23 protein-coding genes are annotated in these 21437 nt (G+C 48.9%); 13 read left to right on the top strand and 10 right to left on the bottom strand.

The window, feature by feature from the left end:
- Nucleotides 1-119 precede the first annotated feature (119 nt).
- Complete coding sequence (locus tag H579_RS0113215; protein ID WP_028301078.1) at nucleotides 120-656, bottom strand: VOC family protein; 537 nt, start codon at nucleotides 654-656, stop codon at nucleotides 120-122.
- Between the two features lie 312 nt (nucleotides 657-968).
- Between H579_RS0113215 and H579_RS0113210 the strand changes: the two genes are divergently transcribed.
- The 3 genes from H579_RS0113210 to H579_RS0113200 all read left to right on the top strand — a co-directional run bounded on the left by H579_RS0113210 (nucleotide 969) and on the right by H579_RS0113200 (nucleotide 2711).
- Entirely contained in the window at nucleotides 969-1448 is a 480-nt protein-coding gene (locus tag H579_RS0113210; RefSeq protein ID WP_051227611.1) for a MarR family winged helix-turn-helix transcriptional regulator, read from the top strand.
- 152 nt (nucleotides 1449-1600) lie between these two features.
- Nucleotides 1601-2185, top strand: coding sequence for a DJ-1/PfpI family protein (locus H579_RS0113205; protein ID WP_036566285.1), 585 nt, complete (start codon nucleotides 1601-1603; stop codon nucleotides 2183-2185).
- Nucleotides 2186-2441: 256 nt separating this feature from the next.
- Complete coding sequence (locus tag H579_RS0113200) at nucleotides 2442-2711, top strand: ribbon-helix-helix domain-containing protein (protein ID WP_028301075.1); 270 nt, start codon at nucleotides 2442-2444, stop codon at nucleotides 2709-2711.
- A gap of 72 nt (nucleotides 2712-2783) precedes the next feature.
- Here H579_RS0113200 and H579_RS0113195 read toward each other — a convergent pair whose 3' ends face one another.
- Nucleotides 2784-4016, bottom strand: a complete 1233-nt coding sequence (locus H579_RS0113195; protein WP_028301074.1) for a multidrug effflux MFS transporter — start codon at nucleotides 4014-4016, stop codon at nucleotides 2784-2786.
- Between the two features lie 262 nt (nucleotides 4017-4278).
- Here H579_RS0113195 and H579_RS0113190 point away from each other — a divergent pair, with 262 nt between their 5' ends.
- From H579_RS0113190 to H579_RS0113180, 3 genes are all read left to right on the top strand, one after another.
- A complete protein-coding gene (locus H579_RS0113190; RefSeq protein ID WP_028301073.1) occupies nucleotides 4279-4542 on the top strand; it encodes a hypothetical protein in 264 nt (87 codons plus the stop codon).
- 451 nt (nucleotides 4543-4993) lie between these two features.
- Nucleotides 4994-8362 (top strand): MHYT domain-containing protein, encoded by a 3369-nt coding sequence (locus H579_RS25585; protein WP_084624116.1) that lies wholly within the window; start codon nucleotides 4994-4996, stop codon nucleotides 8360-8362.
- Nucleotides 8349-9353 (top strand): HD-GYP domain-containing protein, encoded by a 1005-nt coding sequence (locus H579_RS0113180; RefSeq protein WP_028301072.1) that lies wholly within the window; start codon nucleotides 8349-8351, stop codon nucleotides 9351-9353. Before H579_RS25585 ends, H579_RS0113180 begins: the two co-directional genes overlap by 14 nt.
- A gap of 269 nt (nucleotides 9354-9622) precedes the next feature.
- Here the strand turns inward: H579_RS0113180 and H579_RS0113170 are convergent, their stop codons facing one another.
- From H579_RS0113170 to H579_RS0113145, 6 genes are all read right to left on the bottom strand, one after another.
- The gene (locus H579_RS0113170; protein WP_028301071.1) at nucleotides 9623-9877 is read right to left on the bottom strand and encodes an FmdB family zinc ribbon protein; all 255 of its coding nucleotides are present in this window, start codon (nucleotides 9875-9877) and stop codon (nucleotides 9623-9625) included.
- Between the two features lie 108 nt (nucleotides 9878-9985).
- The gene (locus tag H579_RS0113165; RefSeq protein WP_084624115.1) at nucleotides 9986-10432 is read right to left on the bottom strand and encodes a DoxX family protein; all 447 of its coding nucleotides are present in this window, start codon (nucleotides 10430-10432) and stop codon (nucleotides 9986-9988) included.
- A gap of 11 nt (nucleotides 10433-10443) precedes the next feature.
- On the bottom strand, nucleotides 10444-11400 hold the full coding sequence (locus tag H579_RS27930) for an HvfC/BufC N-terminal domain-containing protein (RefSeq protein ID WP_051227609.1): 957 nt from the start codon (nucleotides 11398-11400) through the stop codon (nucleotides 10444-10446).
- The gene (gene bufB, locus H579_RS25575) at nucleotides 11393-12355 is read right to left on the bottom strand and encodes an MNIO family bufferin maturase (protein WP_084624113.1); all 963 of its coding nucleotides are present in this window, start codon (nucleotides 12353-12355) and stop codon (nucleotides 11393-11395) included. Before bufB ends, H579_RS27930 begins: the two co-directional genes overlap by 8 nt.
- A 121-nt stretch (nucleotides 12356-12476) precedes the next feature.
- Nucleotides 12477-12734 (bottom strand): BufA1 family periplasmic bufferin-type metallophore, encoded by a 258-nt coding sequence (locus H579_RS0113150; protein WP_028301069.1) that lies wholly within the window; start codon nucleotides 12732-12734, stop codon nucleotides 12477-12479.
- Between the two features lie 249 nt (nucleotides 12735-12983).
- The gene (locus H579_RS0113145; RefSeq protein ID WP_084624112.1) at nucleotides 12984-14357 is read right to left on the bottom strand and encodes a sigma-54 interaction domain-containing protein; all 1374 of its coding nucleotides are present in this window, start codon (nucleotides 14355-14357) and stop codon (nucleotides 12984-12986) included.
- Nucleotides 14358-14730: 373 nt separating this feature from the next.
- Here H579_RS0113145 and H579_RS0113140 point away from each other — a divergent pair, with 373 nt between their 5' ends.
- The 6 genes from H579_RS0113140 (at nucleotide 14731) to H579_RS0113115 (ending at nucleotide 19426) form a co-directional block, all read left to right on the top strand.
- Nucleotides 14731-14988, top strand: coding sequence for a hypothetical protein (locus tag H579_RS0113140; RefSeq protein WP_028301067.1), 258 nt, complete (start codon nucleotides 14731-14733; stop codon nucleotides 14986-14988).
- A 30-nt stretch (nucleotides 14989-15018) separates the two neighbouring features.
- Complete coding sequence (locus H579_RS0113135) at nucleotides 15019-16617, top strand: cytochrome ubiquinol oxidase subunit I (RefSeq protein WP_028301066.1); 1599 nt, start codon at nucleotides 15019-15021, stop codon at nucleotides 16615-16617.
- Between the two features lie 18 nt (nucleotides 16618-16635).
- A complete protein-coding gene (gene cydB / locus H579_RS0113130) occupies nucleotides 16636-17778 on the top strand; it encodes a cytochrome d ubiquinol oxidase subunit II (RefSeq protein ID WP_036566284.1) in 1143 nt (380 codons plus the stop codon).
- A 27-nt stretch (nucleotides 17779-17805) separates the two neighbouring features.
- Nucleotides 17806-17922, top strand: coding sequence for a cytochrome bd-I oxidase subunit CydX (cydX, locus tag H579_RS28625; protein ID WP_028301064.1), 117 nt, complete (start codon nucleotides 17806-17808; stop codon nucleotides 17920-17922).
- 149 nt (nucleotides 17923-18071) lie between these two features.
- Nucleotides 18072-18362: a cyd operon YbgE family protein gene (locus tag H579_RS0113120; protein WP_051227607.1), complete on the top strand. Its 291-nt coding sequence runs from the start codon at nucleotides 18072-18074 to the stop codon at nucleotides 18360-18362.
- A gap of 191 nt (nucleotides 18363-18553) precedes the next feature.
- Nucleotides 18554-19426 carry a DNA ligase gene (locus H579_RS0113115; protein WP_051227606.1) on the top strand — a complete coding sequence of 291 codons (873 nt, stop codon included), beginning with the start codon at nucleotides 18554-18556 and terminating at the stop codon, nucleotides 19424-19426.
- Here H579_RS0113115 and H579_RS0113110 read toward each other — a convergent pair.
- Nucleotides 19423-20037: a nitroreductase family protein gene (locus H579_RS0113110; RefSeq protein ID WP_028301061.1), complete on the bottom strand. Its 615-nt coding sequence runs from the start codon at nucleotides 20035-20037 to the stop codon at nucleotides 19423-19425. The genes H579_RS0113115 and H579_RS0113110 overlap by 4 nt on opposite strands.
- 359 nt (nucleotides 20038-20396) lie before the next feature.
- Here H579_RS0113110 and H579_RS0113105 point away from each other — a divergent pair, with 359 nt between their 5' ends.
- Nucleotides 20397-20786 (top strand): DUF3461 family protein, encoded by a 390-nt coding sequence (locus H579_RS0113105; RefSeq protein ID WP_028301060.1) that lies wholly within the window; start codon nucleotides 20397-20399, stop codon nucleotides 20784-20786.
- Nucleotides 20787-21098: 312 nt separating this feature from the next.
- Here the strand turns inward: H579_RS0113105 and H579_RS25570 are convergent.
- On the bottom strand, nucleotides 21099-21437 hold a 339-nt coding region (locus H579_RS25570; protein WP_036566282.1), incomplete at its 5' end, for an RNA-guided endonuclease InsQ/TnpB family protein.

Below are 21437 nucleotides of genomic sequence, written 5' to 3'. Positions count from 1 at the left end.
GCGGCATCAATCAGGATAGCGGCTTTAAAGCCGCTATCTTCTGTCCAAAGCCTATCTGTTAGCACTGAGACTGCCAAAAACTGGCAAGCTGGATCACCCACATACAACAGCCCCGAACTTTAAGAAAACTCTTTCTCATGTAACCAAGCGGCATGCTTAGGCGCACGTTTGGTAACCGACCACTCTTCCAGCATCAGTGGCGCGACCTCTTTCAGCTTTTTCATCTGCTCATCGCTTCCATCACGGTAAGTCAGCTCCAAACGATGACCATTGGGGTCGAAGAAATAGATAGAGTGAATAATTTCATGGTTAGTCACCCCCAGTACATCAATACCTTTTGCTTCTAATTCAGCTTTTGCTTCCAGCAGAGCTTCACGGTCAGCCACTTCAAAGGCGATATGCTGACACCAGGCTGGCGTATTGGGGTCTTTGCCCATTTCCGGCTGAGTCGGCAGCTCAAAAAATGCCAGAATATTACCGTTACCCGCATCCAGGAAAACGTGCATATAAGGGTCTGGCTCTTTGGTAGAAGGCACCTGATCTTCTGCGATAGCCACCAGAAAATCCATACTCAGCACATCCTGATAGAACTCTACGGTTTCTTTTGCATCTTTACAGCGATAAGCCACGTGGTGTATCTGCTTGATATCAATCATGTTCTCTACCTTTATCTCTGAGCTTTCTTCCTGGGTTACCGTTGTACCCTACTCAGCAGGTACCGCCGCCCATCAAGCCGTTTTTATTGTGGAATTCAGTATAGACGAGCTAACCAGATGCCTGATTAGCCTTAATTAAGTCTACGCATTTAGTAACAAATGTTACCAAATCAGATTAGTATCATTTGTTACTATTGTCAATTCGATTTATCATCAGCCAGGCTCTATGATTACGACCCGATAAGAACGCATACCATCCGATAAAAAACAGCCAATAGAAACAACTCAAAAATATAAGACAGTCATTGTGATATGAGTACCGATAACGCTGATCAACACCTGAATAATGTGATGGACCTGAACACCTTTTTCCCGTTTCGCTTATCCATTCTGGAAAAAAGAGTCAGTGAGTCCATCGCACAACACTATGCAGACCGTTTTAACCTCACCCGCTACGAATGGCGGGTGATGGCGACTCTGGCAATGCATCACACTATGTCGGCTAAACAGGTGGCCAATTTTACCCGCCTGGATAAGATGCAGGTCAGCCGTGCGATCAGTGGTTTAAAAAGCGCTGAACTAATCAATCAGAGTAAGAGCGAACAGGACAAACGCACCTCCGTACTGACCCTGACCGATCAAGGTTTGGCTCTGTACAATCAGATCGTGCCTCTGGTTATGGCCCAGGAGGAAAAGATCCTGCAGGCATTGAGTGACGAGGAACAGCAAACGCTGCACAAACTAATGCAAACACTCAGTAGCCATGCGGAAGATCTGATTCAGCCCGAATAAACAACAAAAAGAGCTATGGGATAAGCAAAGATTAAAAGGATGTAGTAACCGGCTATTACCCACCCCTTCGCCGATTTACCTACACTGCTGTGACACTCTGGCCTGTTATCAAAAAGCCAGTAAAACAACAATAAGTGCACAGGAGTACACACATGTCTGCAAGCAAGAAAATTCTGATGTTGGTAGGAGACTTTGTTGAAGACTACGAGATCATGGTGCCATTTCAGGCCCTGACCATGCTGGGCTATCAGGTCGATGCGGTCTGCCCGGACAAAACAGCCGGAGAGCAGATTCGCACCGCCATACATGACTTCGAAGGTGATCAGACCTACACCGAGAAGCCTGGGCATAACTTCACGCTGAACGCGACCTTTGCTGATATTGACCCGGCCAGTTATATCGGTCTGGTGGTTCCCGGTGGCCGCGCCCCGGAGTATCTGCGCCTCAACCAGGATGTACTGGCCGCAACCCGTCATTTTGCAGAGCACAACAAGCCCATTGCAGCAATCTGTCATGGCGCTCAGTTACTGGCGGCAGCAGGCATTCTGGAAGGTAAAAAGGTTTCAGCCTACCCAGCCTGTGCACCAGAAGTTCAGTTTGCAGGCGGCCATTATCAGGAGATTGATGTCGATCAGGCCATCACAGATCAGAACCTGATTACCGCACCGGCCTGGCCTGCCCACCCCGCTTGGCTGGCGCAGTTTGCCCAGGCTCTGGGGGCAGAAATTAAGCTTTAGCCCTGATTTCCTCCAAGCTTTAAACAATTAACACCGCCATAAACAGTGGTTTTAACAATAAACGACAGCAGGCTATGAGCGCACTCATAGCCTGCTGTCGTTTGACTACGGCGTCGTTGACTGAAGCTTAGCAAAGCCATTACTCTGTTTTGATCATGCCCCAAAAGCAGAATAAAGCCAAAGCAAGACGCTTACCTCTCAAGGGGGCTGGTCGTAATCTGCCAAAACCGCCACTCAGTCATCGTTAGGTCAAACCATGTGTGATATCTATGCCAGCACCGATCCTGCCCTTTATGAAACCATCACCCGCTCCATTCGAATTGATGGCGTTGTGACCAGTATTCGCTTAGAACAGAGGTTTTGGGATATTCTGGACGAAATTGCCCGCAGCGAAGACCGCAGTACGCCACAGTTTATTAATACGCTCTATCGGGAAGTGATGGAAAGACGAGGTGAGACCGGCAATTTCACCTCGTTATTACGTGTCGTCTGCACGGTATATCTGGATAACCAAAAGCTGGCGTAACTCGTCACCAAAGCGTGCTCAATCCGGAACTTTCAATGTAGCTCTGTGTGCTGCCTACTGAATGCGGGCAACCTACTTAGTTTCGTTTGCCTGTTCCAGTGACACGGCGCTACGTACCGGCGCTGTAATCAATAGTGCGCCTAACGCTAATAGTGCAAAAGCGATAAAAAGCGGATATAGCGTGCCGTTATACGCCTGACCAATCAGGCCACCAAAAATCATCGACACAAAAGTGGATAAAGCACCAATCACCGAAGAGGCGATCCCCGCGATATGGCCCAGTGGCTGCATCGCCAAAGCGTTCATATTGCCAAACAGCAGACCAATACAAGCGAAAATCAGTGCTGTGAATACCATAAACAACCACAGAGGTACTTCACCGCCGCTCAGCCAAAGTAACGCGACAAAGCCGCTGGAGAGTGTCACCATGCCCTGCATGGCTCGTGTCGCCAACTGCTCCATACCAAACTTCATCACCAAGCGACCATTAACCAATGAGGCCACTCCAACAAACAATGCCAAAATCGCAAAGAACAGCGGGAATAAAACGTCGACCTGGAAGATATCTTTAAACAGCAGCTGTGCGGTACTGAGATAGCAGACAAACGCACCAAAGATTAAACCTGCCGCAAAAGTATAGGCCCGGGCGATAGGGTTGGACAGTGTCTCTTTACTTCCCCGCCAGATATTCCTCAATGACAAAGGAATACGCTTCTCCTTTGCTAAAGTCTCTGGCTGACGCAGTGCAAACCACAGGAAGATCACCGCTGTCAGTAAGACGAAAGAGCCGAAAATCTCTCTCCAACCTGCAATATAAAGAATGCCTGCGCCAAGGCTGGGAGCAATGGCAGGCACAACAATAAAGACCGCCATGACAAAGGACATCACACGGGCCATCTCCCGGCCCTGAAATTGATCCCTTACCAAGGCGACAGCAACGACTTTAGGACCTGAAACCCCAACCCCCTGAATAAACCGCCCCAGAAGCATGGTGTTATAGTCATCCGCAAACACAGATATCAAAGAACCTACCAGAAAGGTCAACAAACCCAGATAGATAGCAGGTTTACGCCCGGCACTATCAGAAATAGGGCCATAGATCAGCTGACCAATCGCCAAACCAGCAAAGAGCACCCCGACCAGCAACTGCAGGTCATTAACATTTTCCACCTGATATGCGTGTCCGATCTGCCCCATAGCAGGCAGTACCGCATCAATCGCCATTGCAACTAACGACATCAGAAATGCCAGAAGCGCAATAAACTCGCCAAAAGGGAGTGTTTTTTGTGAATTATCTGAAGACATAGTTTTGCCTGTAGTCACATCAGAGTGGAGCACTCTGACAGAAAAATAGTCCAAGAAACCAACCGGAGCAGTCAATTATAACACCACCAATTAATTAGCATGTTAATTAATTATTCAGAAGAGAGAAAAGGATTAAATTACACTTGATAATTATTATCATTTGCATAATATTCAAGGACAGCTCACATTCATCTTCAGGCCGGTTAAGTCATACAGTGAGACTCAACCATAGATAAGGCAATTTACAGACAGGAGTACGCATATGGTTGCCAAACTTTTCTCGGGAGTGGCCGGAGGCTTATCTCTGGCGATTGCCGCCAGTTGCTGGCTGTCGTTGTATTTACCGGCAGGAGATCAGGCCCGATGGTTTATCGCCGGTCTGATCATCTTTCCTTTTGCTTTAGGCGGTTGTTTATCCCTCTACCTGGAGAATCCGCGTCACAGTCTGAGTAGCCTGGCAATCAATACCGTTTTTGCGACGATAGCCCTGAATCATCATCTATCCACAACCTATTCACTCAGCTAAGCCTTATACTATGGCCCAGAGCCCCCAGAGCCCCCAGAGCCCCCAGAGCCCCCAGAGCCCCCAGTGTTTACAAAGGGTGGGCACTGGGGAGAAACAGGAATTCATTCAGCTTCTATAAATCTCAGTCTACTATCATCTCCATCCGCTGCTATCACAGCACCCATCACTTTTCCTGATTCACCTGAGTTTCTGATTTATCTGGAGTCGGGTTCGGACATAAGCTTTTTATACCACTCAAAAGCTTTGTAGCGCGTACCACATAGCCTGCATCAAGTATGTTCACTGGCAATTAGAGCTTGAAATCTATTATAATCGTGGCTTATTAGATGATATGAATCAAAAAAACTACAAAAAATCACACCCCATCAACACCATTGCCTTACATCGACCGGAAAATGATTTAAAGAGCCTTTCCGGCGTTTAAACTCACTGACTTCACACCGGTACATATATGGCGATAGCAGACCTTTTTGTGCTTAACGACCTGTCCCCATCGATGTTATTAATTGGGCAGTATGATAATCGGCTGGTTGGACTGTCTCTGATAATTGCCATCATCAGCTCCTATATGGCGCTGACACTCTCGGCCATTGCCCAACGCAGCGCTTCAAAAACAGCCAAGCAGATTCATCTGACCTCAGGCTCTTTGTCGCTGGGCATCGGCATCTGGTCGATGCACTTTATCGGCATGCTGGCATTTTCTCTCTGCACCGAGGTCAATTACGATCTGTTTACCACAATAGCCTCGCTGCTACCCTCTTTTATCGCATCATTAGCGGCACTCAGTATTCTCTCTCACAGCACGATATCGCTACGACACATCGGCCTGGGAGGCCTGGCGGTCGGCGCAGGTATCGGTGCTATGCACTATACCGGCATGGCGGCAATGGTCATGGCACCGGAGTTGAAATATGATTTGCCGATGTTCTTACTGTCGATTGTAGTGGCAGTAGCCCTGGCCTCTCTGGCCTTATGGGTCAGCTTTGGTTTACGCCAGCATCTGCATTGGCGGGGTTATAAACTCAGAGCAATTGCCAGCCTGGTGATGGGGCTGGCCATTGCCGGAATGCACTACATCGGAATGGCTTCAGCACGGTTTATTGGCACACCCATGGCCGATTTTGATCCAGTGCAGGAAAGCCACTACACACTGGCGCTGATCATAGGGGCGGTCACCATTGTGATCAGCCTGATGGTTGTCACCATCAATGCACTGGGGCGCTACCGCTCGATGCTCAGGCAAAGTGAAGATATCAGCTCCGAGCTACAGGCGATGTTTGATACTGCAGTGGATGGCATTATCAAGATGTCCGCAACCGGTATTGTGCAATCCTACAATCGCTCTGCGGAACAGATTCTGGGTTACAAAGCCGAAGAAGTGATTGGTAATAATATCAATATGCTGATGCCGGAACCCCACAGAAGCGCCCATGATGGCTATCTGGCCCATTACCTGAAAACCGGTGAACGTAAGATTATCGGTGTTGGCCGGGAGGTCAGTGCTCGTCATAAAGAGGGCCATGAGATTCATATCCGGCTGTCTGTCGCAGAGATGACTCAGAGCGGTAAGACCTATTTTTGTGGCTTTATCACCGATATCAGTCAACAGAAAAAAATCACCCGTGAACTGAAAGAGCGGGAAAATCAGCTACGTACATTGATCCGCAATATTCCCGGTGCATCGTTTCGCTGTCTATGGGACGAGCAATGGAGCATGCTGTTTATCAGTGACCGGGTTAAAGAGATCACCGGTTATCCGGCTAAAGAGTTTTTAGACAGTACTGTCAATTTTGCAGATCTGATCGACCCCGATGATAATCTAACCGTCAGCCAGGCATTGGCTATGGCAGCAGAAAAGCAGGAAGCTTATGTGGTCGAGTATCGCATTACCCATAAAAATGGTGCCGTACGCTGGCTGGAAGAGTTTGGCACGCCGGTACTGGATGAGCAGGGTAACGTCAAATGGATCGACGGCATTTTACTGGATATCTCCAGCCGCAAGGTGCTGGAGCTTCAGCTGCTGGCAGCCAAAAATGAGGCTATCGCTTCAGCGAAAGCCAAAGGTGCCTTCCTGGCCAATATGAGCCATGAAATCCGCACCCCGATGAACTCCATTATCGGCTTTACCGATCTGCTGCTGGACACCCCACTGAATGAGCGCCAGCAGAAGAAACTGAATATTGTTCGTTCATCCGCCCGGTCCTTACTTTCCCCGCTGAATGGCGTACTGGATACCGCTAAGCTGGAAAGTGGCTCGCTGGAACTGGAAGAGCGTATCTTCTCTTTAAATGCCCTGTGCGAGCAGTTGATCGCCACAATGTCTCTGACGGCGGCCAGAAAGAAACTGGATCTGACACTGCACTACTCACCGGAGCTGGATGAATATTTCTGCGGTGACAGTCTGAGAATACAGCAAGTCATCCTCAACCTGCTGAGTAACGCCGTAAAATTTACGGAGCAGGGCGGCGTCACGCTGACATTATCTCCAGGTCAGTCCGGCGAGGTCTGTTTTGAAGTACGTGATACAGGTATCGGTATTGCAGAGGATCGTCTGGAAGGTATATTTGAACCCTTTGCACAGGCCGACTCCAGTATGACGCGCCGTTTTGGCGGTACAGGTCTGGGCACCACCATATCCAAACAGCTGATAGACCTGATGGGTGGCCGCATTCATGTCACCAGCACTCTGGGACAAGGCTCCGTCTTTACAGTGACCCTGCCTCTGCAAGCGACAACCCCTGACCAGGCAGCACTGGACGAGGCTCAGAGAAGGGTCCCCATTGTTAAATTGCCTCCGTTGAAGGTGCTGGTAGCCGACGACGTTGAACAGAATATTGAACTGATCACCACCATTCTTGAAAATCACGGCCATACCGTTATTCCGGCCAGTAACGGTCTGGAAGCCATTGAATATTATCTCTCTGAGCATCCTGATGTTATTTTAATGGATGTGCAGATGCCTGAACTCAACGGCCACGAAGCTACGCAGCGTATCCGTACCATAGAGAAAGCCGAACGGAAAAAAGTGACGCCAGTGATCGCTCTGACCGCCAGTGTGATGGAAGAGGATCGCAGACTGGCTTTAGCTGCCGGAATGAATGGTTTTGCCACCAAACCGCTGGAGGTGGAAAAGCTTCTGATGGAGATCGCCCATGTTCTGGGGCTGTGTCAAAACAGCGATGCTGATGATCAGACTATCACTACAGCTATAGAGGCAGAAACCGAAATAGCATTACCCGCTGAAACCATCAATGAGCACAAGGGGATCACCCTGTGGGGTTCACAGGTGCAGCACTATAAAGCTATCGCAAAGTTTCTGCGTGATCCAAGCAATCAGATCGGTTATCTGTCAGAGCGATTATCACAAAGCCAGACAATCCGCCTGATGGAGCTGCACCGCATTAAAGGTGCCGCCGGGAATCTTTGCCCACCGGATCTTGCCCTCTGGGCTACGCAACAGGAACGTTTTTTTAAAGAAAATGCAGCCTGGGACAAAGACACACAAGAGACTTTATTACAGCAATATCAACGTTTGATCGATCAGATCAAGGATGCTATGCCACTACAAGAGATGGACACAGAAGCCGCAAGCAGTGATAAGGAACCTACTGCCACCGTCGATGTCACTCAACTGCAGGCGCTGATTTCAGTACTACAGACCGGGGAAATACCTGAAACACTTTTCCAGCAGATCAGCCACCAGCTGCCTGACACTCTGGCATCGGATGTTGAACTCTGCCTGGAAAACTTTGAACCGGATAATGCCGCCCGTCTGCTTAATGAATACCTTCAGGAGATGAAGACTCATGCAACCTCATAATGATCAGGCCACTCTGCTTCTGGTCGATGATGAAGCCAATAATCTGCAGGTTCTGAAAAATATTCTTCAGTCCCACTATCGCCTGATCTACGCCAGAGATGGAGAACGTGCGCTCTTACTGGCCGAAAAAGAGCACCCGGATCTGATTCTGCTCGATATTATGATGCCTGGACTATCAGGCTATGATGTCTGTCAACGACTGAAAGAAGCCGCTGATACGCGACATATTCCTGTGATCTTTATCTCTGCACTGTCGGAAAGTGACGATGAAGCCAAAGGGCTGGAACTGGGTGCGGTGGATTATATTTCCAAGCCGGTGAACCCTGCCATCGTCAGAGCACGAGTCAAAAATCACCTGTCTTTGGTTCGGGTGGATGAGCTGGTATCAACCCGACTGTCCATTGTGCAGCGTCTGGGCCGTGCGGCAGAATATAAAGACAATGAAACTGGTCTGCATGTGATCCGTATGAGCCATTACGCTCAGGTCCTGGCACGGGCTGCCGGGTATTCTGAACGTCAGGCGGAAAACCTGCTGCACGCCGCTCCCATGCACGATATCGGAAAAATCGGTATTCCTGATGCGATACTGCAAAAACCGGGCAAACTGGATGCAGATGAATGGAACATCATGCAGCAACATGCTGAAATTGGCGCATTGATCCTGGGTCAGGAAGATACCTCAGACCTGATGGTGACGGCGCGGGAGATCGCTCTGAGTCACCATGAGAAGTGGGATGGTAGCGGCTACCCCAGTGGTTTAGCCGGTGAAGAGATTCCTGTGTCCGCCCGTATTGTCGCGATTGCCGATGTATTTGATGCACTGACCAGTGTCAGGCCTTATAAAAAAGCCTGGTCTGAAGAAGCAGCGATTGATCTGATCAAAGAGGAAGCTGGCAAACACTTCGATCCAAAACTGGTCGAACTTTTCCTGACACATCTGGATGCAATACGTCAGATTAAAGAACAGTTTCGGGAACATACCCCTGAGTAAGTGCCAGATAAAAACCGGTAGCAAGCTTGTTGGATTACAGCGTACACTATTTGGACTGTCTTCTGGTCGTTAATCTGTAGAGATAAAAAGGTCAAATATGGACCCTAAGTTTAAAAACCAAATGATTCTGGTCGTTGTCTCACTCACCCTATTGGGTGCTATGGTCGTGCGCTACATTGAGTTCTGAGCACTTAAGAAACCAGCGCCTGTGAATCAGCTTTAACTTAAAAGCTAATTCACACTAGGCGGATGTATAAACGCAATAGCCCCTAAACCCTACAGCCACCACCGGAACATCCGCCACCGCTCATACACGGAGGCACACCGGGGTTTTTCAGCGCGGCACTGCTAACCACGCCCGCCGTGGTCAATACCTTATTCACTTCCGCTTTTGGGTCGATCCCCTGCAGATCCAGGTTACCCACTTCGCACAGCTCACCCCAGGTTTTAATAGTCAGTGCCATCGGGTGACGTACTTCATAAACTTCACCATTGGCTTCGCAACGGTAATCATAGGTTGGCATAAAAAAACCTCTTAACTATCCCAGAACCAGAAGCCCAGCGGCTCCCGTAAAACCTCAAACGAGCAAAGGTTATAGCGGATAGTAAGAGGTGATATCAAGTACCATCACTCACTTAGTTGGAAAACGTTTTTTCAGTAGATGATCCACCGACAGTGCACCAGGCCCAAAGATCGCCGTCATCAGGAACATCAAGCCCCACAGCTGGTGGTCATAGAACCCCTGATCCCATAACACAGGGTAAGAGATTACCGCCATGATATTGAATACGAACAGTGCAGAAGCGACGCCGCGGCTCATCAGACCAATAATCAACAACGGAGGCAAAATCAGTTCTGCTGCGGTGCCCAGATAAGCCGCCATCTCCCATGGTAACAGCGGTACCTGATACTCTTCTTCGAATAAATATAGAGTGCTGTCCCAGCTCTGGATTTTGACCAAACCGGATTGCAAAAAAGCTTTGGCCGCCCAGATGCGTACAAACAGCAATACCAGAGGCGTAGCCAACTTTTCCAAGCATTCAAAAAAACGGCTATATAGTGTTATCAATGTCGTCATTACTGTATTCCTTATACTCCAGACTCAGAGCGCAGGATAAAACCTGTAATCAGGCCCGAGCTGATGCCTTGCTGCAGTAAAGCTTCGGCATCATCATGTTCAAACTGGTTAAATAATTGCGATTGTTGGCAGTGTTCCAATAGGACAAAGATACCGCTATCAACCACCTGATATTCTACTTCTGCCAATCCCGTGGTTGCGATATAACCCTGCTGAGGTTGATCCAGCTGCAAACCTGCTAACGGATCATCTTCTGTCTGTTCGCTATCACTTTTATAACCAGCAGCATTAGCTGCACTCTCCCTACTACTGTTAACAGTACAACAAGCTTCTCTTTGTACCAGCCAGTTTTTTAAACGCTGGAACAGTTCAATAATGGCCCATTGGGATTGAAATAGCGTCAGATCAGGATTGACGCTAAAGCTCATACGCTCATAGTCGTCTTCACTGAGTTCAGCCAGCGCCTGATAAGGAAACGGCTCTGCCTGGGGCATGCGATTAATCCGTACCGAGTAGGCCCATTCAAAACGCGCCAAATCCACCAGATATGACATTTCGCTGAGCTGTTCCAAATTGGCCATAAATTCTGGCAGCAGATCACCAAACTCAGCCACTGCGGCCTTTTCCATCGGAACCTGGCAGATAAAGGCTTTCGCCAGTTGGGCGAAAAACTCCTCACCCACCATCACCCGTAATACAGGAAAGGTGATTTCCAGAGATTCTGTCAGACTCAGCACAAAGTTATTGCGATAGATCTGCAGCAGCTGATCCGCATCGAAATGGCTGTCCTGTATTTGTTGGCTGTCCTGAATCTGTTGATAGAGCTCTGGCTGCTCACCGGGTGTGATTAACGCCTGGGCAAACTGCAGTTGCAGATTTTTCAGGTCTTGAGGCATTGCTGCTGTAGCTGCCATATCGGACATGGCTTGATCAGTTATAGTTTGATCAGACACGGCTTGATCAGACATGGCTCGCCTCCTGTGCCACAGTGAAACCCGTTCCAGCAGATACATCATCAGCCAGTTTGGTTATATCGACCTGTTCTATATCTTTCGCTTGCTGAATAGCTTCAGCTTTACCCACTTCTTCAAGCAGCACGGACATTTCAGGAATATCCGTATCCCACTCAACCAGGGCAGGTGCCTGACAATTCAGCTGATGACGTACCTGAGCAAACAGCTGCCACACAGGATCACTAACACGATTACCATGGGTATCAATCAGCATTCGCCCCTGGTCATATTCATTGACCGAGAACCCTGCCAGATGCAGCTCGCCCACCGCATCCAGATTGATATTGTCCAGATAGTCCTGGCAGTCAAAGCTGTGATTGACCGAATTGACATAGATATTGTTCAGATCCAACAGTAGACCACAGCCGGTTTGCTCAACAATCTGATTCAGAAAATCCCACTCGGAAAAGATAGAATCTTTGTAGTTCAGATACGCGGTTGGGTTTTCCACCAGAATCTGACGTCCCAGCACTTGCTGGGCCTGATCCACTTGACGACAGAAGTGCTCAAGGCTCTCCTGGGTATAAGGAATGGGTAATAGATCATTAAAGTAACGACCGGATACTGAACTCCAGCTCAGGTGTTCAGAGAGTAATGCCGGTTGAAACTCGTCGATCAGTTTTTTTAGTGCCGTCAGATGTTCAGGATTCAGTGGATCACTGGAACCCAGCGATAAACCAACTCCGTGAAAGCTTAATGGATAGTGTTGCGCGACCTGACGCAGGATATAACGCTGTACGCCCTGTTCATCCAGATAGTTTTCGCTGTGAACCTCCAGCCAGGACACCTCAGGCAGCTCCGTCAGCAGATCATTAAAGTGTGGCGCACGCAGCCCCATACCAACACTGGCTGCGGGAATAGCCAGACTTGAACCTGTTTGAGACGCAGAGAGATCCTGTGCAGCATCCATAGCGAATACTCCATTTGGTTAACCATGAAGAAGATAGAGTTGACTCAGAAGATCCAAGTCTCTCAGAAGCCAGAGGGGAAACTGACTTCTGAGGTCAGACTTAGTAAGTCGGGAGGTAGGTTTAGCCTTTTGGCGTCAGGCTACCACCGGACAGTTTGGAGCACATACCTTTAGGCACTGCCAGAAATGCATCGCCTTGGTTATCGGTTTTAGAGGTACCCGCACAAGAACTGTTATTGGTTGCGCAATCGTTATGACCTGCTTTGGCTACGCCGTAGCATTTCTCTTTACCACCTGCCAGTGCAGGGGTCGCAGTCGCCGCGCCCAGTGCGATAATGCCAGTCATTACAGAGGCCATAGCCAGTTTAGATTTAGTCATGATAGTCACCTTGAGTAATGTACACCTAAGCTGTTGCTCTCTACTTAAATGGCTCTATTGTTCAGCGCCTTGCTGAATCACTTTTGGGCCGATAGCAGACTATTTTTGTTTAGGTGTCACGTTTTATTGCTGAGTTTTAAATTTTGTTTTAAGCGCGCTCAATAACATTTACGCGGGTGACTATTCAGTGGATGCAAAAAAATTACGTTTTTTTGAAAAAAGATTCAATAAATTAAAAAAACTTATTTTTCAGTGGTTTGTATCGATATTAAATTCCTTTAATTTCCGATAAAGGGTGCGTTCACTAACCTCCAGCAGACGAGCCATCGCCGGTTTATCGCCTTTTAGCTGTTGCCACAGCCACTGTAGATAGAGTTTTTCCACCTGATACAGCGGCATCGGCTGCAGCACACCCATTTCCGATAACTGTTGCTGTTGAATATCCTGATTGCCCTGCCAACGGCTTGCTAACAGACAGTGTTTTGGCAAATGCTCTGGTTCAATCACCTGGTCATCGACCAATAAACAGGCACGTTCTAAGATATTGCGTAGCTCACGCACATTACCGGGAAAGTGATATTGCTGTAGACAGGCGATCGCTTCAGGACTTACTTTCAGCTGACGATCCCCGGCAAAGTGCGGTAACAGATTCTCGATTAGTAACGGCAGATCATCGCTTCGTTCTCTTAACGCAGGCAGGTCTACCGGAAAGGCGTTGATACGGTAGTAGAGATCCATACGGAATTCACCATCTTTTACCTGCTGTTCCAGATGTCTGTGGGTCGCACATACCAAACGAAAATCCGCTTTCAGGGTTTCTACCCCACCGACACGACGATAGGTGCCGGTTTCCAGCAGGCGTAACAATTTTACCTGCTGTGGCAGCGGAATATCACCGATCTCATCCAGAAATAGGGTGCCACCAGCAGCTGATTCCACCAGTCCTATCTTGCGATTGTTTGCGCCGGTAAAAGAACCTTTCTCATGACCGAACAACTCACTTTCAAACAGAGTTTCGGTCAAACCGGAGCACTCCACCGGCACAAAAGGCCCCTGATTGCGGTTACTGCCCTTATGCACCGCCTGAGCCATTAGCTCCTTACCCGTACCGGATTCACCCAATAACAACACCGTGGTTTCACTGGGTGCCACCCGCTCAATCAAACCCAGGGTTTCATTAAAACGTGCCGAACGCCCAACCAAGGGCGTGCCGCCAGGACGAGGGCTGGCCAGCTTGCTATAGCGCATCACTTCGAGAAAGTATTCCGGCTCGCCAGTCTCTGATGCGACAGGATACAGCTCAACATCCACATGCTCTTCACCCTGACTGGTATGGTGCAGATGAAACACCCGCTGCACCTTACCGGTTTCAATACAGCGTTTCATGGGACAGGACTCTCCCATCAGATCACAGGGCTGATCATAATGGTGAGACACTTCATAACAGTGCCGCTTGGTAACACTGGCATCGCCATAAGCCTGGCGGTAAGCCTCATTGGTCGCCAGAATACGATAATCCAACGACAGCAATACCGCTGGATCAGGGTAACTCTCCAACATGGACAGTATTCCTGGTGGCAGCGTTACGTCAAAAGTGTCAATGCGTTTTGTGTCAGCTTCCATAGCGTCATGCCCTACTCAAATGCCTAAGCCAATAATTTAAAAACATCTTATATAAAAAATTGCTCACTGTCATTTATGTCAAAAAACAACTCCCAATACAGACATTACTGTCAAAAACAGACAGAAAATCTGAGACGACAGAAATAAAACCTATAAAAATCAATGAACTAACAAAAAATGACAGATAGGCATAACCTTTGCTCTATACAAGAAGTACTCGCAGCGAGTGCTATAAAACCGATAACAAACCGCCGCCAGCACAACACATCGAAACAAAACAGGCATGATCACTTAACGAATCAGCCCATGGTTTCGGTACTTATTTTTCACTGTGTTTACTCTGCCCATCACCTCGACAGGCATAGGATAGAAGATGAGAACACCGTCTATTTTTCAACACCCACTGATAAGAGAGATCAGCCTGGTACTACTGATCAAGCTGGTTCTGCTGTATGGCCTGATTAACTTTGTTGTTCCGGCTAAAACAAGTGTTGATGCTCAACGTATGAGCCAGCTCTTGCTGATCACTCCTACCGAGAAGAATCTGGTGTCGCCCTCATCTGACCTGCGCCTGAAAGAATCTCAACCCCAAAGCACCGGGGAACCTGCCACTCATCTCACCCGGCTGTAATGCAGAGTCGTCTTAAAACAGAGGCAATCTATGATCACTGAAGAAGTTGTTGATCTATCCCGGCTGCAGTTTGCCATCACTGCACTCTATCACTTTATATTTGTCCCCTTGACCCTGGGTTTAGCCTTTTTACTGGTCATTATGGAGTCTATCTATGTGATGACCCGTAAACAGATCTACAAGGATATGACTCAGTTCTGGGGCAAACTGTTTGGTATCAACTTTGCGCTGGGTGTGACGACCGGCCTGACCATGGAGTTTCAGTTTGGCACCAACTGGGCCTACTACTCACATTATGTAGGCGATATTTTTGGCGCCCCCCTGGCCATTGAAGGTCTGATGGCCTTCTTTCTGGAGTCGACCTTTATTGGCCTGTTCTTCTTTGGCTGGGACCGCCTTTCGCCCAGACGCCATTTAATGGTGACATTCTTTATGGCTCTGGGCTCCAATCTGTCAGCACTGTGGATTCTGATCGCCAATGGCTGGATGCAAAATCCTGTCGGTGCCGAATTCAGTTACGAAACTATGCGTATGGAGATGACCAGCTTTGCCGAGTTGGTCTTCAACCCGGTAGCCCAGGTGAAGTTTGTCCATACCGTGGCTGCGGGTTATGTCACAGGCTCAATGTTTGTTCTCGGTATCAGTGCTTTTTACCTGCTAAAGGGACGCGACCTGCCTTTTGCCCGTCGCTCCTTCGCCGTGGCATCGGCCTTTGGTCTGGCATCTATTCTGTCGGTTATTATTCTGGGTGACGAGTCCGGCTATGAGCTGGGTGATGTTCAGAAAACCAAATTAGCGGCGATTGAAGCGGAATGGGATACCCACCCGGCTCCGGCATCCTTCACGCTGTTTGGCATTCCTAATCAGGAAACCATGACCACGGATTATGCCATTAAGATCCCCTATGCCCTGGGCATTATTGCAACCCGCTCATTGGATGAGGAGGTCACCGGCATTAAGGATCTGATCGCCGAACATGAACATAAAGTCCGTAACGGTATGATCGCCTATGACCTGCTAACCAAACTCAGAGCGGGGCAAACCGATGAACAGACGATCGCCCGTTTTGAGCAGGTCAAACAAGACCTCGGTTATGGCCTGCTACTGAAACGCTATACCCCGGATGTGATTGATGCCACCGAAGAAGAGATCAAAGCTGCTGCCCGGGATACGATCCCCAATGTGGCACCGCTGTTTTGGAGTTTCAGGGTGATGGTGGCTTGTGGTTTTACCATGCTGGCGATTTTTATTCTGGCCTTCTACTTCAATGCAACCCGCCAGCTGGAGCGCCGCCGCACCTTCCTGAAGATTGTACTCTGGAGCATACCTCTGCCCTGGGTCGCTGCTGAAACCGGCTGGATTGTAGCCGAATACGGACGCCAGCCCTGGTCGATCGGCGGCATACTGCCAACTCATCTGAGCACCTCGTCACTGGATGCCAGCAGCCTGTACACCAGTATTATTGCCTTGGTTGCGTTTTATACCCTGCTACTGATCGCTGAGATGTATCTGATGTTTAAATATGCCCGCCTGGGTCCCAGTGCACTGCATACCGGCCGTTATCATTTTGAGCAAGCCCATCAGACCAAGAATACCGGTGCCTCTGAACACGCATCGGTGAATGTTTGAGCCCACAGGAGATAAACTATGATTCTCGATTATGAAACACTGAAGCTGGCCTGGTGGGTTCTGGTCGGTGTGCTGCTGGTGGGCTTTATGGTCACCGACGGCTTTGATATGGGCGCGGGTATCCTGCTGCCCTTTCTGGGTAAAAACGATGCCGAACGCCGGGTTATCATTAATACGGTTGGCCCACACTGGGACGGCAATCAGGTATGGTTTATTACCGCAGGCGGTGCGCTGTTTGCCGCCTGGCCCGCGGTCTACGCTGTCGCGTTTTCCAGTTTCTACTTTGCTATGATGCTGGTGCTGTTTGCGCTCTTTTTCCGCCCGGTCGGTTTCGACTACCGTAGCAAGATTGCAGACCCACGCTGGCGCAGCACTTGGGACTGGGGGCTGTTTATCAGCGGTACGGTTCCATCACTGGTGTTTGGCGTTGCCTTTGGCAACCTGCTGCTGGGAGTGGATTTCTATCTGGATGATCTGCTGCGCCCACACTATCAGGGCAGCTTCTTTGACCTGTTTCACCCCTTTGCTCTGCTGTGTGGTGTAGTCAGCCTGATGATGCTGACGACTCATGGCGCTATCTGGTTACAGATGCGGGCCGAACAGCAGATCGCTGACCGGGCACGCCAGGCCGGACAGATCAGCCTGATCCTTATGATGACCGCTTTTGCTGCGGCAGGACTCTGGTTACTCATCAGCAATATGCCAGGACTGCATATCGATCACATGCCGGCACCGGATGCACTGCCTAATCCGTTAGCAAAAGAGGTGGTTACCGTGCCCGGCGCTTGGCTGACGAACTATCAGCTTTATCCCTGGATGCAGGCAGCACCTGTCGCCGGTTTTGTGACGGCGCTGATCAGCCTGTTCCTGATACGCAATCACCGGGCAGGGCTGGCCTTTGTCAGCCACAGCCTGACGATGACCGCAGTGGTGTGTACCGCAGCCTTCTCGCTGTTCCCCTTTGTACTGCCATCTCGGGTTGACCCTAACAGCAGCCTGACCCTTTGGGATGCGGCATCCAGCCACCTGACGCTGAATATTATGTTTATCGCGGCGATGATTTTTGTCCCCATCATTCTGCTCTACACCCTTTGGACCTACCGGGTAATGTGGGGACGAGTGACCGCGAAACAGGTTGAGAGCAATCCGCTGTCATACTGAAACAGAACCTGCAATGAGGATAAGACAATGTGGTACTTCGCCTGGATTTTAGGTGTGTTACTGGCCGTTTCTTTCGGCATTATCAACGCCATGTGGTTAGAAGCTGATCCAGCATTTGATCTGGACAGTCAAGCCCCTCAGTAAAAGCCTTTCACCCTGTTTAGCTGCTGGCCGTTTCCTCTCGGTCGGCGGCTTTTTTTGCCAGATAGGTTTTTATCGGTGTTTTTTGTCGTGGCATCTGGTGAGTTGAATCATCAAGACTTCATCTGTCTTTTTAAACGGAGCTGATCTATATGAAACGCGCCTTTCCTGTTATCCCCTACCCTGAATCCGGCTGGAGCCGATTCATCTCTTTACTCAGCGCAGTAATCATCAGCGGGGTTATCACCCTATACCCTGAGATCATCGCGACCGATGTCCATCAGATCAATCACAACCTGTTCAGCCTGTTTATGCTGGCCATCAGCGCGGGATTTATTCACGGTGTCGGGTTTGTACCAGGCTATCCACTCTGGCGCTTACTGTTTCATCCACTGATCAGCTGGGGCGTGATTCTTTATGCCTTATTCTATTATCTGCTCTAGCACCAGCCCATTAACCAATCGGCTAGCCCCCCTGATATGGAAATAAGATATGGAAACAAGATATCAAAGCGAGATATAAGAACAAAATACTCGCCATGCTAACGCTTTAGTCTAATCAGGGCACCTTCACCTTTACCTTGCGCCAATTGCTTCTAAGCTGAAAGCAAACTCATAACTTCGAGGATTCAAGGATGGATTCGCCAACATCAGGCAAACAATTGGGATCTCGCCTACTCCCTCTGCTAGGCACTGGCCTGTGCCTGCTACCCGGACTACACATATCACCGATCTATGCTCTGGAATCCAGCCCGGTTATGCTGGCCAGTCAGTATCAACAGCAAAATGATTTAGCAGATTATTGGATCAGTGAAAAACTGGATGGCGTCAGGGCTTATTGGGATGGACAACATTTACGCACCCGACAAGGGCTGGTGATTCAGGCTCCCGAATGGTTTACCGAGCCATTACCCAATATCCCCCTGGATGGTGAACTCTGGATTGACCGGGGACGCTTTGCCGAACTATCAGGGATTGTGCGCCAGCAGCAACCCAACGATCAGGCCTGGCGAAAAGTACGTTATGTGCTGTTTGATCTGCCTGCAGAGCCTGCTGTTTTCAGTCTGCGCAAAGAAAAACTGGCCCATCTGATACAGCAAACAGGCACGCCCTGGATCAGCAAGGTTGAACACTTTCAGCTATCCGACCCGCAGGCACTGCATATTTATCTGCAGAAGATCAGCCATTCAGGTGCCGAGGGGTTAATGCTAAATCACAAAAATGCCCTATATCAAATCGGCCGCAGCGACTACCTGATGAAATATAAACTCTACGAAGATGCCGAAGCCGTGGTACTCGGTTACACCCAAGGCAAAGGCCAGTTTACCGGCCAGATGGGGGCATTAATAGTACAACTGGACAATGGCCGACAGATGAAAATTGGCTCAGGTTTTAGCAAGCTGGAGCGGGAAAACCCGCCCCCGGTAGGTAGTATCATTACCTATCGCTATAATGGCATGACAAGCACAGGGCTGCCGCGCTTTGCCCGCTTTATACGGATGAATTAAACCGCCGCAAAACGATCTTCAATTACCAACTCCTGTAATGGTAACTGACCGGCTTTTGGCCAGGGGGCTTTAGTACCCTTGCCAATAGCAACCATAGGACCAATAACATAGCCTTCAGGCAGATTGATAGCATCTGCCAGGCGTTCAATATCAAAGCCAATCATAGGACAGGATTGATAGCCCATCGCCTGCGCTGCCAACATAAGAGTCTGCATCGCCATACCGATTGAGCGCTGGGCTTCATCTCTTTGCAGCCACTCCCGTCCCTGATGAAAATCCTGCATCATACCGACCATCATGGCCTGAATCTCTTCTGGCACTTCAGCCCAGTAACGCTCCGGCTGTTTTTGCCAGGCTTGAGTATCTGCTGTAAACAGAATCAGCAACGAGGCATCGGTAATCTGTGTTTGATCAAAACCCAAATCACTGCGAATTGCGGCTCTGTGTTCAGGATCACGCAGCACGACAAAACGCCAGTGCTGCACATTGTAACTGGTCGGCGACTGTATCACTGCCTGAAGTAGTTTTTGCTCATCCTCAGCGCTGATTTTATGCTCTGGATCAAAGTGTTTAATGGCGCGACGACCGTAGATCGCATCAAAAGTATTCATAGCTGGACTCTCTATTATTCTCAGTAAGGCGCTAATTTCTTCAATGCGTGTGCATTGGATGGAGTAAGCTTACGAGTCCAATCAAAGCCTGTACTTAACTTAGGTTTAGAGGTTTGTAATCTGAGGGGGACTGCTGAACATTTTACCTGAGCAACTCAGACACAGGGAACTCCCCCTCTTAGACAGACATCTCTAAGGAATCAAGCCCAATCAATACCAGAGCAATTTAATAAGCTTTGTCTTAATTTCAAAAATATATGTCGCCTAACACGGAGAAGACAAAATCATAAGTGGGTTAACATAATTATCACAGCAAAAACACACAATGACCTGTACCCCCGAATACTGAGGCCGGCGCCATGAAAGACACTCAATTTGAAACCCTGAAAGAGATGGGTATCGACAACGTCAGAGATATTGAGAAATACACCTCACGTATTGAGGGTGACATCGATATTCTGAAGATATACTTCCATCGCCATCAGGGTGACTGGTTTGCCAAGAGCAAAAAATTTAAATTCCAGCGCGTACACAAAGACCTGCGTGTTAACGAAGGCACCACAACCTATCGTCATACCACAGAGCCTTCGCCATTCTATCTGCGTGCAGTCGACGAACTGGATAAACTCGTTGCACAAGACAAACAGGCCGAAGATAAGAAGGCGATTCTGCTGGAAGAGATCGATCATCTGGAAAAGGTGATGCAACGCAAAATTGAAGATATACGTCGCCAGATTGAAGAGCTTTAACTCTCATTCACCGATAACTAGCGTGTAAGCTTAAGCACCCCTTATCACTTGGAGAGCTTATAGAAATACGACTATTTATTGGAGCTTAGCCCGGCAAAAAGTGGGCAGATAGTGTTTAACCAAAGCATCTCTGGAGAAACACAATTCGCTCACTTTGCTCTGTCCAGATCAGGCACCTGTATCAATTTCAGCAGTATTATCTAATCTATTACAACTCGCTACAGCGGTAATACAAGCAACCAGAACGAAAGGGCATTTCACTTGAGCTTTCATCTTGGTCTACCACTCTATTGACATCCTCCCTCCGCTAAATCAGGCAAGCTGATTATAGCGGGGGATTCCTACAGCTAGACGGCCATGTCCGACCGCAAGAATGTTCCTGGCCGCATTCACATCGCGGTCGTGCGTGACACCACACGCACTGCAGATCCACTCTCTTATTCCAAGCCCTGCGATACCTTTCGGCCTCGAATCGGGCAAACTGCCACAACTCGAACAGGTTTGGGTGGTGTACGACTCATCAACTTCTTTGAAAACAATACCTGCGTGAGCGCATTTATAATCCAGCATCGTTTTCAGCATGGCCCAACCTGCATCCAGCACAGACTTCGCCATCTTGGTTTTGGCTAATGAGGAGGATTTCACGTTGCC

The organism is Oceanospirillum beijerinckii DSM 7166 (genome assembly GCF_000422425.1).
GTDB classification, from domain to species: domain Bacteria; phylum Pseudomonadota; class Gammaproteobacteria; order Pseudomonadales; family Halomonadaceae; genus Oceanospirillum; species Oceanospirillum beijerinckii.
This window is presented reverse-complemented; position numbering and strand designations above follow the sequence as displayed.

What these genes read in the sequence shown, in the direction of transcription:
- H579_RS0113215 (WP_028301078.1), bottom strand. Translation starts at nt 656, where the DNA reads ATGATTGATATCAAGCAGATACACCACGTGGCTTATCGCTGTAAAGAT.
- H579_RS0113210 (WP_051227611.1), top strand. Translation starts at nt 969, where the DNA reads ATGAGTACCGATAACGCTGATCAACACCTGAATAATGTGATGGACCTG.
- H579_RS0113205 (WP_036566285.1), top strand. Translation starts at nt 1,601, where the DNA reads ATGTCTGCAAGCAAGAAAATTCTGATGTTGGTAGGAGACTTTGTTGAA.
- H579_RS0113200 (WP_028301075.1), top strand. Translation starts at nt 2,442, where the DNA reads ATGTGTGATATCTATGCCAGCACCGATCCTGCCCTTTATGAAACCATC.
- H579_RS0113195 (WP_028301074.1), bottom strand. Translation starts at nt 4,016, where the DNA reads ATGTCTTCAGATAATTCACAAAAAACACTCCCTTTTGGCGAGTTTATT.
- H579_RS0113190 (WP_028301073.1), top strand. Translation starts at nt 4,279, where the DNA reads ATGGTTGCCAAACTTTTCTCGGGAGTGGCCGGAGGCTTATCTCTGGCG.
- H579_RS25585 (WP_084624116.1), top strand. Translation starts at nt 4,994, where the DNA reads ATGGCGATAGCAGACCTTTTTGTGCTTAACGACCTGTCCCCATCGATG.
- H579_RS0113180 (WP_028301072.1), top strand. Translation starts at nt 8,349, where the DNA reads ATGCAACCTCATAATGATCAGGCCACTCTGCTTCTGGTCGATGATGAA.
- H579_RS0113170 (WP_028301071.1), bottom strand. Translation starts at nt 9,877, where the DNA reads ATGCCAACCTATGATTACCGTTGCGAAGCCAATGGTGAAGTTTATGAA.
- H579_RS0113165 (WP_084624115.1), bottom strand. Translation starts at nt 10,432, where the DNA reads ATGACGACATTGATAACACTATATAGCCGTTTTTTTGAATGCTTGGAA.
- H579_RS27930 (WP_051227609.1), bottom strand. Translation starts at nt 11,400, where the DNA reads ATGTCTGATCAAGCCGTGTCTGATCAAACTATAACTGATCAAGCCATG.
- bufB (WP_084624113.1), bottom strand. Translation starts at nt 12,355, where the DNA reads ATGGATGCTGCACAGGATCTCTCTGCGTCTCAAACAGGTTCAAGTCTG.
- H579_RS0113150 (WP_028301069.1), bottom strand. Translation starts at nt 12,734, where the DNA reads ATGACTAAATCTAAACTGGCTATGGCCTCTGTAATGACTGGCATTATC.
- H579_RS0113145 (WP_084624112.1), bottom strand. Translation starts at nt 14,357, where the DNA reads ATGGAAGCTGACACAAAACGCATTGACACTTTTGACGTAACGCTGCCA.
- H579_RS0113140 (WP_028301067.1), top strand. Translation starts at nt 14,731, where the DNA reads ATGAGAACACCGTCTATTTTTCAACACCCACTGATAAGAGAGATCAGC.
- H579_RS0113135 (WP_028301066.1), top strand. Translation starts at nt 15,019, where the DNA reads ATGATCACTGAAGAAGTTGTTGATCTATCCCGGCTGCAGTTTGCCATC.
- cydB (WP_036566284.1), top strand. Translation starts at nt 16,636, where the DNA reads ATGATTCTCGATTATGAAACACTGAAGCTGGCCTGGTGGGTTCTGGTC.
- cydX (WP_028301064.1), top strand. Translation starts at nt 17,806, where the DNA reads ATGTGGTACTTCGCCTGGATTTTAGGTGTGTTACTGGCCGTTTCTTTC.
- H579_RS0113120 (WP_051227607.1), top strand. Translation starts at nt 18,072, where the DNA reads ATGAAACGCGCCTTTCCTGTTATCCCCTACCCTGAATCCGGCTGGAGC.
- H579_RS0113115 (WP_051227606.1), top strand. Translation starts at nt 18,554, where the DNA reads ATGGATTCGCCAACATCAGGCAAACAATTGGGATCTCGCCTACTCCCT.
- H579_RS0113110 (WP_028301061.1), bottom strand. Translation starts at nt 20,037, where the DNA reads ATGAATACTTTTGATGCGATCTACGGTCGTCGCGCCATTAAACACTTT.
- H579_RS0113105 (WP_028301060.1), top strand. Translation starts at nt 20,397, where the DNA reads ATGAAAGACACTCAATTTGAAACCCTGAAAGAGATGGGTATCGACAAC.